Below are 13220 nucleotides of genomic sequence, written 5' to 3' on the forward strand. Positions count from 1 at the left end.
TGGTTTCAAACGGCAACCTACTTCACTTTTTCAATCCACAATATCCCAATATTACTTCATAAAAAAGTGCGCACCTTCTTTTCGTAGTTCTCACCATTTAAAACCGTTCCTGCCTGCCGGCAGGCAGGTTGACAAAGTGAGAATAGTCGAACTCAGGTTACTACCTTTCCCAAAAAGAAGGCGGCTCGATCCCCAAGGATCTCAAATACGCATAAGCTTGTCCCCGGTGGTGGATTTCATTGTCTATGAAGTACAAAAGAGTACAATAGCCCCTATTTTTGTAGAGTCCAAATGCAACAAGATCTTCCTGAAATCTCTCCATAGGTATCTGAGACCACCAGTAGTTTATATCTTCAGTAGCCTGATCCCAATGATACAATATTTCAGCTTTGCTGTTGCCCAAATCTACATTCTCGTCAAATTCTTCCCAAATGTCAGTCGCCAAGCCTTTGGCTCCGGGGACTGCAATAGCAATCAGTTCTTTAACCATTACTGCAAAAGGTCTCATCCCACCTATGCTATATGAAAACAACTTATCCTCCGGAAATGCCTCAATCACTCTCCTGGTAAGTGCGCGGTGTCCCTGCCAATGAGCCAAAAACTGTTCGGGGCTGACTGTCATGATTGAATTCTGTGTCATTGTTGATGAATTTTTACTTTCCATAATTTGATTGATTTTGAAGGTTTAAAACTTTATTAATATTAATTTGGCATTCATTTCAAAGCATCCTTGGACCTGAATCATTGAATCTTTTCTTAAATCCATCCTGCCGCTAAGCCTGTGAAGTAAGATTGATTGTTACAAATTAAAACCAGCCAAGTGACAGCCTTATGTCAGTAGGGTTTCAAAAAAAATATTTTGGTACATCTTTATTCATTGTTTTTTTTGACCCCATATAGCCAATGACCAAAACATGAACAGATTAGAAAGACTTACAGCTATTTTGACCCAATTACAGTCAAAGCGAACCATCAAAGCCCAGGAAATTGCAGATAGGTTTGAGATAAGCCTCAGGACTGTATACAGGGATATCAGGTCACTGGAAGAATCTGGTGTCCCTATTTCCTCGGAGGCGGGCGTAGGATACCAATTGGTAGAAGGCTATAGACTTCCTCCCTTGATGTTCTCCAAGGAAGAAGCATTTTCCTTTTTGGTAGCTGAAAAGATTTATAAGAAAATCACAGGCAAGGAGATGAACAAAGATTTCCAATCTGCCATGATCAAAATCAAAGCTGTCTTAAGGCATACTGACAAATCTACCTTGGAAGACCTCTCCGAACATATAGAGGTATTGGATGGACTGCATCCCAATCAAATTGCGTACAAAGACCAAGAGCTCCAGGTTATACTGAATAGCCTCTCCACCAAAAGCACCCTAATTATAACGTACATTTCATTCGAAAAGGAAGAAAAAAGCACAAGGGAAATCGAGCCAATCGGAATCTATTATGCTTTCGACAAATGGTACCTGATAGCCTGGTGCAGATTGAGAAAAGCATACAGGACATTTCGGGTTGACAGAATCCAAAACATCCAATCGAAAAACGAGACCTTTCCAGATAGACACCCCAGCTTACGGACCTATTTGGACAAACTCCAAAAACAAGAGTCCCTTAACAAAGTCGTCATCCTTGTCTCCAAGGATATCATAAAATACATCAATGGACAAAAGTACAACCATGGCTTCGTCATGCAAAAGGAAGTCGGTAAGCATACAGAAATGACCTTTATGATAAGTTCACTGGAAGGCATGCTCAGATGGATAATCATATTTGCCGACCACCTCACGGTAGTTGAACCAAAAGAACTCAAGTCCATGCTGCATGATCTTTTGAACCGAATGTTGGAAAGACACAATTGATATGAAAATGATATTTTGAAATGGCAATTGGAATTAAATTGGTAACTTGAAAAATGTTAACGAAGAGTTCTTATTTATCTCACTGGTTAACATCAAGGAGTTCCCCAATCCCTGTTTTAAGCCTCTTGCTTAAACCAATGGAAGAACTAACCTACTATCGGCTAAAGACCGATAGTCCTGGTTTTGTCTTAAGGAGACTAAAGTGCATCCGAGATTTAGTGTTCTTTGTGAAAAACTTGGTGATCTTTGTGGTTATAATTTTTACCACAAAGATCACCAAGTGAAAACACCAAAGTCTCCGCCTAAATGCGAGGGATTATCTCCAGAGTGAGACATTAAGACGTTGGCAAAGCAATACTGAATATTAAAAAAAAATAAGTAATATTACTTAAAAAATTTAAGTAATTACAGTATATTAGCAATTGGGATTTTGAGAATATATCCATAAGAATAGCTTCTTGCAAAACCAATAGCTTCAAAGTCGATTAAGGGCAAATATCACAATAGCACTACGATTCAAAACCAACACCATGCTGATAGACCAACACCAAAGGGTTCATACATATCTCAGGATATCACTTACAGACAGCTGCAATTTCCGTTGCAGTTATTGTATGCCTGATGAGGACACCCAATCGATGCCATCAGCGCATTTGATGCGTGTGGATGAAATAGAATCTATCGCCAAGAAATTCGTACAGTTGGGAGTAAATAAAATAAGGCTTACAGGAGGGGAACCTCTTGTAAGAAAAGACATTGGGATGATCATCGATCGCCTTTCCAAACTTCCTGTAGAATTAACCCTGACTACCAATGGTGTTTTGGTAGACAAATACATAGAATTGTTTAAAAAATGTGGAATCAAATCCCTGAATGTAAGCTTGGACACACTCCGGGAAGATGTGTTTTATAAATTGACCAAAAGGGATCAGTTTCTCAAAGTCCAGCAAAACATCATGTTGCTATTGAAAGAAGGCTTTAGGGTAAAAATAAATGTAGTCGCACTCAACGGCATCATTGAGAAGGAGTTGTTGGATTTCGTTCGCTTGACGAAAGATCTCCCCCTCCATGTCCGTTTTATCGAATTTATGCCATTTTCCGGAAACAACTGGAACAGCGACAAGGTGATGACTGCAAAAAAAATGGTACGCATGGTAGAAGAAGAGTTCGACATCGTCAAGCTTAAAGATCTTCCCCACGATACTGCCAAAAAATATAAAGCGATAGGCCATCAAGGCACATTTGCCTTTATCACTACCATGTCAGAGCATTTTTGCGGAGACTGTAACAGGATGCGTATCACTGCTGATGGTAAAATGAAAAACTGCCTCTTTGAAAAAGGAGAACTTGACTTACTCGGACAACTCCGACAAGGAAAAGACATTGAACCTCTGATCAAACTTTCCCTTTACAAAAAGAAAGCTTCATTGGGTGGGCAATTCAGTAAAAACTATGAGAAAGCAGATGCAAGTAAAATAGAAAATAGAAGTATGATCAAAATTGGAGGATAATCCAGAAAATGATTTCAGTAGGAGAAGCAAAAGCAATATTATCCAAAAGTTGCCCAATAGGACCGTCTACCTCGGTCTACTTATCGGATTCTGTAGATCTAATAACGGCATCTGACATCACAGCACCGATTCACGTACCTTCATTTGACAATTCTGCCATGGATGGCTATGCGGTGTCATGGCAAAAAGAGCCAATTCCATATAAAGTGGTTTTCACCATTGCCGCTGGTGACGTAGACAATGTCCGAATCAAATCAGGAACAGCTTGCAGAATCTTTACAGGGGCACCAATCCCAAAAGGAACAGACACAGTCATCCCCCAAGAGTTTGTGATAAAAAACGGCGACACGATAAGTTTTGATGCGGGGAAATTTGCCAAAGGGGCAAATGTCCGTACCAAAGGATCCCAATCAATTCCCGGAGACAAAGTCTTGGAAAAGGGTTCACGCATCACTCCAGGAACAGTGGGATTGTTGGCATCATTGGGAATAGCAAAGGTCGATGCCTTCTCCCCACCATCAGTGGGAGTCATCATAACAGGAAATGAAATCAAAGAAGTAGGTACTGCGCTCGAATCCGGGCAGATTTATAATACAAATGGTCCAATCATCTCCAGCTACCTAAAAAAAATGGGAATGCGGTCATTTGAAGTTTTTCATATTTCCGATGACCCGATCACCTTGCTCAAGTCCATCGAAAATATCACAAACAGGTATGACTTCACAATTATCTCAGGAGGTATCTCCGTTGGGGATTATGATTATGTAAAAAAGAGTCTGGCTGAAGTTGGTGTAGAAGAACTGTTCTACAAAGTCAAACACAAACCTGGAAAACCTTTGTTTGCAGGCATCAAGTCAGGTCATATGATATTTTCACTGCCGGGAAACCCCGCATCTGTGATCACCTGCTTCATCCAATATGTAAAACCTGCCATCTTACAATGGATGGGGTTCAAAGACGTCTGGCAACCCGCATCCTATCTCCAACTGGAAACACCTTTCTCCGGAAAAAGCCAACTTACCCATTTTCTGAAATCGAAACGAAATAAAGGAAAAGTAGCCATACTCCCAGGACAAGAATCCTTTAATTTGAATGCATTTGGACAGGCAGATTGCCTGGTGGAAATCCCTGAAGAAAGCCCACCCCTCAAAGAAGGGGATATAGTGGCAACCTACGAATGGTAGAACACCAAAGTCAAACTAAACCATTATCGGCTAAAGATCGATAGATTTGGTTCCACCTAAAGGCGACTAAAGTGCATCCGAGACCTAGTGATCTTTGTGGTAAAAATTATAACCACAAAGACCACAAAGTAAAAACACCAAGTTCACAAAGAAAAAACACACAATAAAGTATTCACCTAAAGACGAGGGACTTACCACCAGAGTGAGGCATGCAATTGGGATCCAAATGAACAACAACGAGGTAGAAGTTTTTATACTTGCTGGTGGGAAAAGCAGCAGGATGGGGCAAGACAAAGGACTGATCCCAATTCTGGGTAAACCTATGGTTCAGCACCTCATAGAAAAGGCTGATCAGCTTGGTCTCCACACAAGTATCATCAGCCCCAGCACCGAATACATGGTTTTCGGCAAACCACTTTATCAAGATATCATACCGGATCAAGGACCTATGGGCGGGCTTTATACTGCCCTGACCAAAGCCAAAACGAATAAAACCCTTCTTCTAAGTTGCGATATTCCTTTGATTCCGATTGAAGCTTTAAGAAAAATCACCGAATGTCACCAGATCCATGAAATCTGTGTTGCCACTATTGAAGGGCAAACCAACCCCTTGCTTGCACTATACGATATAGCCTTGCTGCCACAGGTCAAAGAGTCTATACTGGAAGGTAAGTTGAAGATGAGGCGTTTTATTGAATCAAACCTACATACCCCCGTTGATTTGGATCATTTAGCATTAAACAACCCTTTGGTTTTCACTAACTTCAACACCATGCAAGACATTGAAAACTTACAGAAAAGCTATGGAAATAAATAAAAAAACCAAACCAAAAGAGTTTGATTATCACACCCCAATACATTGCAACTGAAGATATGAAAAGGTGTTATATCATAGACAATTCGCATAGAATATGTCTTAATCATATACTGGTATCCATCTACGATAATCAACGAATTAGTGGCAAGATTTTGTAAATCCAAAATTGAAAATTAGAAGTCTAGACCTGTCATCTAAATAAAAATACCCCTATATTTCCGGTAATTCCAAAATTATTGAACCTCAAATCCCATTACAAATACATGGTCAATATCACAGCCAAATCATCAAGCCTCAGAATAGCTATAGCGCAAGCCATAGTAGAAGTCAGTACACAGGACACCATAAATGCAGTCTTGGAAAAAAAAGTCCCAAAGGGAGATGTTTTTGAAATGGCAAAAGTAGCTGGTCTTTTTGCTGCCAAAAGAACCGCTGACATGATTCCAGACTGCCACCCACTCCCAATTGAATACACCGGAATAACTTACAAAATAGTGGGGTTGGAAATCCATATCCGTGTGGAAATCCACACAATCTACAAAACAGGAGTAGAAGTGGAGGCAATGCATGCAGCATCAGTTGTGGCACTCACCATGTATGACATGCTCAAACCAATTGACAAGAACATATCCATCCTACAGATCAAACTGCTGGAAAAAAGTGGAGGCAAATCAAGCTTCAACAAAGTGGCCAACAATTCGCTCCAAGCAGCGGTGATCGTATGTTCGGACTCAATCGCTGCTGGAAAAAAAGAAGACCGGGCAGGCAAGGCCATCATCAATAAACTTGAACCACATCAAGTCAATGTGGTAGATTATGTGATTATCCCGGATGAAATCGAAGATATCCAACAAAAATTAACTGCCTATTCGGATCAAAAGCTGGATCTCATCATTTTCACTGGAGGCACTGGACTGTCACCTAGAGATGTGACTCCGGAAGCTATCAAACCACTTTTGGATAGGGAAATTCCAGGAATCGAAGAAGCCATACGAAGCTACGGACAGCAACGTACCCCTTTCTCAATGCTGTCCAGAAGTGTAGCCGGACTGATAGGTGAAAGCCTGATATTGGCATTGCCAGGGTCTACCAAAGGGGCCGAAGAATCGATGGATGCACTATTTCCCGCAATCCTCCACATCTTTCGTGTCATGGAAGGAGCCAAGCATGATTGAAGGCAAGTCTAATTAGGTTCTGTTGAAAAACTAAAATCATTGGTAATAATAACTAACGTATTTTGAAATCGTCAATAGTCAATGGTCAACAGAATGGATAGATGATCCTTTGTAGAGGATGGACTATAGGGCTACTGGCAAAGAAGCGTATATCCAAATTGAAATATTATAAAAGCTGTAAGCAAGGAAATTTTATGTATAACCTCAAAAACCTTGTATCTATTTTATACATTGATTTTATGAATCTATTTTCAGCTTTGAATTTATCGAAAAAACAGATCGCTCCTAAAGAGCTTCATTGATCCTTGAATTTTATTTTGCTACAAACATTGAGCTCCTACGGAGCTGTAGTTCCATCGGAACTAACTGTATCTGTAGGCATTGAATAGAATAACCTCTAATAACAGTAAGCTTCTACGGAGCTGTAGCCCAACCAGAACTAACTGTATATGTAGACATTAAATAGAACAGTCTCTAATAAACATTAAGCTCTTACAGAGCTATAGTCCCATCGGGACTACCTGTTTGTAGAAATTAAATAGAATAGTGTATAAAAGCTCCATAGGAGCAACCTGTAAAATTATCATTAGTCGATCTCTAAATTTTTAAGCACATGGAGAGCGAGGCAAAGCAAAAAGTGTATGTAACGAAAAACATTCTAGAAAGAAACCCTTCAAGGGTTTAGACCTCTTGAAGGGCTGGTATTTTGGTCAGTAAAAATTTAATGAAGATTATGATAAAGCCCCTATCTCATTTTTGAGTTCTGGTTCTTCATCTACTTTTCGGATCAATTCCACCACATTGTTGACCTTGATTTTTTTCATGATATTGAATCTATGGGATTCTATCGTACGGACACTTTTACCAAAGCTGGCAGCGATTTCTTTATTGCCAATCCCCTGATAAATAAGTTTTAATATTTCCTTTTCCCTTTGCGTAAGCTCATAATTGCTTTTCTTGCCTTTATCCAAAGAAGCTGTTTTGTCGTTTACCCTGTTCAAATATGAGTTTACCAAAACATTGCTGATATCTCCACTGAAATATTTCCCCCCATTGAATACAGTTCTTATTGCTTTTAGAAATTCATCCTTTGAAGTATCTTTCAAAAGGTAACCCGAAGCCCCCGATTCAACCGACTTGATGATATAATCCTCATCATTGTGCATGGACAGTACAAGCGCTTTGGTATGGGTAGAATAATTTTTAAGTTTTCCTGTTGCTTCCAGGCCATTCATATTGGGCATTCTGATGTCTATGATCAGGATATCTGGATTCAACTGCTGCACAACCTGCAACGCTTCCTCCCCGTCAGAGGCTTCTCCAACTACCTTGATCTCCGCTTCACTTTCGAGCAACATTTTGATGCCGTTCCTTACCACTACGTGATCATCTGCCAATACAACTCTTATATTTTCCATGTGGCTATATGTTAAATTTGGGCTACTAGTTTATTTTCCAATTCTATTTCTATCCTGATTACAGTCCCATTTCCCTTTGAAGTTTGCAACTCAAAATTACCATTGATCAGGTTTACCCTTTCTTTGATATTGAAAATCCCATGTCCTGAGGACTTGAAATGGCCTTCGTCTTTCAGCTTGGTATAGTCAAAACCAACACCATCATCCGAAATCTCCAGATGCAAATACCTGGAATTGTGCGATAGTTGGATCTTGATCTCAGAGGCTTCGGAATACTTGATGGAGTTGTTTACCGCTTCCTGAACCACCCTGTAGATGTTGTTCTCCACTTTGGACTCCAACCTTGAGATAAACCCAGTTTGGTTTTCGAAAGTAACGGGAATTCTCGAAATCTTACTCATTTCCTGGCTGAATTTATGCAAAACTGAAGCGATTCCATAATCAGACAAAGCTACGGGAGTAAGATGGAATGACACCCTTCTCACCTCTTTGATCACTTTCCCTATCAAGTCTTTGGACACATCCAAGCGAATCAATTCCTGCTTGCTCTTCACGTCATTGATTCCATCAAGGCTATACTTCAAAGCCGTGAGGTATTGCCCGATACCATCATGCAAATCCCTGGAAATCCTTCTTCTCTCCTCTTCCTGTCCCTCCAAGATCAATGAAGATCTGTATTGCTGTTCTTTCAATTTCTTCTCCAATTTCTCTCGGTGAATCTCTTGTGATTTCACCCTCGCCTCCTTCACATCTGTCATATCTGCCGCCACCAACAATATCTCCGAGACAGAACCATCCAAAGCCAACACCGGCGTCAGATGCATGTCCAACCACACAAAGTCCCCTTCACTATTGAAAAGTCGCAACTCGCCATCCCAGGACCTCCCTTCGAGTAGCAATTCCCTTATTTTACTTACGTACAACTCCTCAACACCCTGATCTTGTAGCCAAACGAAGAAATTCTCCGGCGGATTGATAAATTGCATGATTTCCGAAAACTGTTCGGAAACCATTGTAAAATCACCATCTGAACGGCACTTTCCAAACAGAACCAAATCTTCAATGGCAACATCCGTATCCACAATTTCCAAATAGGAATTCTCCAAAGTGTCATACAGGGACGCAAGCTCCAAAGCCATCGCTTTGGCATTGGTCTCACTTTCGGAAAGTTGGGCAAAATTACTCCTGATCAGCAGTGCTGATGGCCAAAAGATAAACCTCACTTCTATAAAAATCAACACCAAAGTTATCACCAACAGGATGATTTCTATTTTTCTGAGCTTGACCACCTTCTGATATGCCAACTGGTCGAATGTGTAAACAATCTCATCCATCCCAGCCAAAAAAACCGACTCATGCTCCAATATGTCACTTACCCATACCGAATCCAATTCAGCCTGTGCTGGCCTTTGGGAGACTACATCCAATATTTTCTGGGATCTATCCACCATAAGATCAAAACTTGGCTGGATTTCAGCAAACATCGATTTGATGACTTCATCCCCTACACCTTTGACTCCCAAAGAACTATTTCCATATTGAAGTGCCTGATGTGCATTTGTCCACTCTTGGAGGCTCTTGTTTAGCTCATTTGCATATTGCTTTGATCCCAAACTATCATTGGAAATTGACAACATCAATACTGCCTTGCTGATTCTTTGACTCAGCATTCTTTGCCTACCGGAAAGATTGATCTCGGCAGAATCTGTAATCTGTCGGGATATATGATGCTGGAGAAGCGTCTGGCTGATGATGATCGTCAAGGCTATCGCAGACAAGGCCATGAGATACCTCCAGCGCAGATTTTCAAATTTTAGTTTCCCTGAAGTTTCACTTTTCATGAACAAGTCGGTCAATTTAAGAATAAAGTTAAGTATTTTTACCTATAAAACCTTACAACCACTGTTATTACCAAGCTTATCGCTTTCATCAATCCCAAAAGGATAGACCTTCTTCGGGGCTGTACAATTTAGCTGGATTGATCTCTGGTGATTCAGGCCAAGGTATTAAGTCCAAACCCTCGAAAGAGCCTAAGCCTAAAAGTAATTATGTTATCAATAAGCTTCATCAAAGCCGATGAATACATAACCGTCCTCTACTTTGACTGGATAGGTAGTGATCTGATAATCTTCGTTGTTTAGGTTTTTCCCTGTCTTCAAGGAAAAATTTTTCTTGTGGAATGGACAGGCAACCTTGGGTTCTCCCTCACAAGAACCAGTTATACCCCTAGATATAGCCATCTCCATTTTATGGGGACAGAGATTCTGGCAGGCATACCACTCCCCCCTACTACTGAAATTGAACACCGCTACCTGTAGGTCTTTATACTTAACACAGGCTCCCCCATCTTCGGGAAAAGAATCAACTGAAGCTGCCTTGAACCAATACAGTGAGCCTTTCTGCTCAGCCTTCAAATACTTTTCGATTATTGCTGTCATGATTTTGAATGGTTTTGATTTGGTTTAAACCAGAAAGGACAAGCAATAGATTTAAATTGCCTCACTGCCCTTTCTGGTTTTGGATCAATGGTTATGGGTATTTATTGGTATTGACCAAAGCATATTTGTATTTAATTTCTTGATTGTGGCTATTTGACTCCCCATGCCTCCGGAACCTTCTGCCCCCTTGTCTCTTGAAATGAAATCGAAGGATCTGGCTCTTCTGCATTTACAAAATGCTTGAATTTAGCTCTCAATTCAGGATTTCTTACTACTTCTGCCCATTCGCAAGCATAAGTGTCAATGATAAACTGCATCTCTTTCTCCAAATCTTCACCGATCCCCAAAGAGTCATTGACAACCACTTCTTTGAGGTATTCTATCCCCCCATCCAACTTGTTGAGCCAAGTAGCAGTCCTGTTCAGTGGCTCTGCAGTTTTGATATAAAACATCAAGAATCTGTCGATATATTTGACACAGGTTTCTTTGTCAATGTCATTGGCAAGAAGAATGGCATGCTGAGGTTTGGTCCCTCCATTGCCACAGACATATAAGTTCCAGCCTTTTTCAGTTGCGATGATGCCAAAGTCCTTGCTCTGTGCCTCTGCACATTCCCGAGTACAACCAGAGACCGCACCTTTCAACTTATGTGGAGACCGCAACCCCCTGTACCTTTCCTCTACCTCTATCGCAAATGTAACCGAGTCTTGGACACCATATCTACACCAGGTCGATCCCACGCAACTTTTGACCGTCCTTAGGGATTTGCCATAGGCATGACCACTTTCAAAACCGGCATCAATCAATTTTTCCCAAATATCAGGCAATTGGTCTATCCTTGCCCCAAACATATCTATCCGTTGCCCTCCGGTGATCTTGGTATACAAGCCATATTCCTTGGCTATTTCTCCAATTACAATCAGTTTTTCGGGAGTAATCTCCCCTGCAGGAATCCTAGGAACTACGGAATACGAACCTCCTTTTTGAATATTGGCCAAATACCTGTCATTGGTATCCTGAATCGTATCTTGTTTTGTGACCAGCTCATTCCAAGTACTGGCAAGCAGTGATGCCACCAAGGGCTTACACACCTCACAGCCATCACCTTCACCTACTTCAGCAAGCAAAGCTTTGTAAGTCTTGATTTCCTTTACTTTGATAATATCCAAAAGCTCCTGTCTGGAATAATCAAAATGCTCACACACAACATTTTTTACGGTCTTACCCATCGCTTTGAGTTGGTGCTTCAGCAGGTCATTCATCAAAGGCACACAACCTCCACAGCCAGTACCAGCTTTTGATTGGGTCTTAAGCTCCCCAATATCCTCTATTCCAGAATTGATATAGTCACACAAGGAAGACTTGCAAATATTTTCGCAAGAACATATCTGCGCAGTATCCGGTAGGGAATCGATGCCTAAGCCTCCACCAGAACTTTCACCACGGGTACCCAAAATCAAGTCTTCGGGATTTGGGGGAAGTACCATTTGGTTTTGTACCATCTGTAGCAACATACCGTATGCAGAAGTATCCCCAACCAAAACCCCTCCTACCAATTTTTTTGTTTTACGGGAAATATTGATCCGTTTATATATGCCTTTCAGCTTGTCCTCAAAAACAATCGTCTCAACAGGCTCGGAATCTCCCATCGGATCCCCAAAACTTCCAACTTCCACACCGATCAACTTCAGCTTTGTTGACATATCATAGCCTTTAAATGGTGTCACTTCTTTACCCAAAAGCTGATTGACTACCTGTCTGGCCATTTCCACACCTGGTGCTATCAGACCATACACCAATCCATTACAGGAAGCAGCTTCCCCTATGGCAAAAATAGATTCATCACATGTCTGCAGTCTTTCATTGACTACAAAACCTCCCCGTGGATGGGCTTCCAAACCACAACCCTCCGCCAATTCATCCCGAGGCTTGATTCCAGCTGAGATGATCAACATATCAGTACGGAGCTCTGTGCCATCAGAAAACGACAAACCATCCATCGCCAACTCACCGGTGATCTCGGATGTACTTTTCCCCAAATGGATTCCGATCCCCAGATCCTCCAACTTTGATTTCAAAAGAGAAGCTCCACAGTCATCCAATTGCCTCGGCATCAATCTTGGGGCAAACTCTACAACATGGGCTTCCAGCCCCATATCCAACACCGCCTTGGCCGCCTCCAAACCCAACAATCCCCCACCGATCACAGCTGCAGAACCAACCTTACTTCCATAGGCCATGATTCTTTCCAAATCCTCCAATGTTCGGTAGACAAATACGCCTTTTTTCTCTACCCCATTGATCCGGGGTATAAAAGCCGATGAACCTGTTGCCAATATCAAATAATCGTAGCTAAACTCCAGCCCTTGATGCGTACGCACCAGTTTGGCCTCTCTATCTATTGAAGTGACCAACTCCTTTGTCCTGAGTTCAATTTCATTTTCCACATACCAGCTCCGTGGAGCCATATACAATTCCTCTGCACTAGTCCCTGAAAAATAAGAACTCAAATGAACACGATCATAAGCAGGCCAAGGCTCTTCACCAAACACAGTGACAGAAAAGTCTCCTCCTCTATCAGACTCTTTCAGTTTTTCACAAAATTTGAACCCGACCATTCCGTTTCCGACTACAATGACTTTTTTCATACGATTATGATTTTCTTAAAACAAATCCAGATAAGCCAAAAACCAACTCACCAACCATACACCCGTAGTGTTTAGCATGTTGTTTCAGTATTTATCCTTAAACTCTCCGCTAATTTAAAACAAATTTTCTAAAAAATTAAGTATTATTACGTAAATTTACTTAAATT

Annotated in this window: 10 protein-coding genes; 5 read left to right on the forward strand and 5 right to left on the reverse strand. The window is 41.1% G+C overall.

Features of this window, described 5'->3' with window-relative positions; genetic code table 11:
- Positions 1-160: 160 nt before the first annotated feature.
- Positions 161-640, reverse strand: a complete 480-nt coding sequence (locus ACFSKL_RS18135) for a DinB family protein (RefSeq protein ID WP_376888044.1) — start codon at positions 638-640, stop codon at positions 161-163.
- Positions 641-914: 274 nt separating this feature from the next.
- Between ACFSKL_RS18135 and ACFSKL_RS18140 the strand changes: the two genes are divergently transcribed.
- From ACFSKL_RS18140 to moaCB, 5 genes are all read left to right on the forward strand, one after another.
- Positions 915-1862 (forward strand): helix-turn-helix transcriptional regulator, encoded by a 948-nt coding sequence (locus ACFSKL_RS18140; protein WP_376888046.1) that lies wholly within the window; start codon positions 915-917, stop codon positions 1860-1862.
- A 530-nt stretch (positions 1863-2392) separates the two neighbouring features.
- Positions 2393-3373, forward strand: a complete 981-nt coding sequence (gene moaA / locus ACFSKL_RS18145) for a GTP 3',8-cyclase MoaA (RefSeq protein ID WP_376888047.1) — start codon at positions 2393-2395, stop codon at positions 3371-3373.
- An 8-nt stretch (positions 3374-3381) separates the two neighbouring features.
- A complete protein-coding gene (locus ACFSKL_RS18150; RefSeq protein WP_376888049.1) occupies positions 3382-4557 on the forward strand; it encodes a molybdopterin molybdotransferase MoeA in 1176 nt (391 codons plus the stop codon).
- A gap of 226 nt (positions 4558-4783) precedes the next feature.
- Positions 4784-5374, forward strand: coding sequence for a molybdenum cofactor guanylyltransferase (gene mobA, locus ACFSKL_RS18155; protein WP_376888051.1), 591 nt, complete (start codon positions 4784-4786; stop codon positions 5372-5374).
- Between the two features lie 263 nt (positions 5375-5637).
- A complete protein-coding gene (moaCB, locus tag ACFSKL_RS18160) occupies positions 5638-6549 on the forward strand; it encodes a bifunctional molybdenum cofactor biosynthesis protein MoaC/MoaB (RefSeq protein ID WP_376888053.1) in 912 nt (303 codons plus the stop codon).
- Positions 6550-7280: 731 nt separating this feature from the next.
- Here the strand turns inward: moaCB and ACFSKL_RS18165 are convergent.
- The 4 genes from ACFSKL_RS18165 to nirB form a co-directional block, all read right to left on the reverse strand.
- Positions 7281-7967, reverse strand: a complete 687-nt coding sequence (locus tag ACFSKL_RS18165) for a response regulator transcription factor (protein ID WP_376888056.1) — start codon at positions 7965-7967, stop codon at positions 7281-7283.
- Between the two features lie 11 nt (positions 7968-7978).
- Entirely contained in the window at positions 7979-9808 is a 1830-nt protein-coding gene (locus ACFSKL_RS18170) for a sensor histidine kinase (RefSeq protein WP_376888058.1), read from the reverse strand.
- Positions 9809-10021: 213 nt separating this feature from the next.
- On the reverse strand, positions 10022-10405 hold the full coding sequence (gene nirD, locus ACFSKL_RS18175; RefSeq protein WP_376888059.1) for a nitrite reductase small subunit NirD: 384 nt from the start codon (positions 10403-10405) through the stop codon (positions 10022-10024).
- Positions 10406-10554: 149 nt separating this feature from the next.
- Complete coding sequence (nirB, locus tag ACFSKL_RS18180) at positions 10555-13053, reverse strand: nitrite reductase large subunit NirB (RefSeq protein WP_376888061.1); 2499 nt, start codon at positions 13051-13053, stop codon at positions 10555-10557.
- Positions 13054-13220 lie beyond the last annotated feature (167 nt).

Source organism: Belliella marina, from assembly GCF_042682445.1.
Lineage (GTDB): Bacteria > Bacteroidota > Bacteroidia > Cytophagales > Cyclobacteriaceae > Belliella > Belliella marina.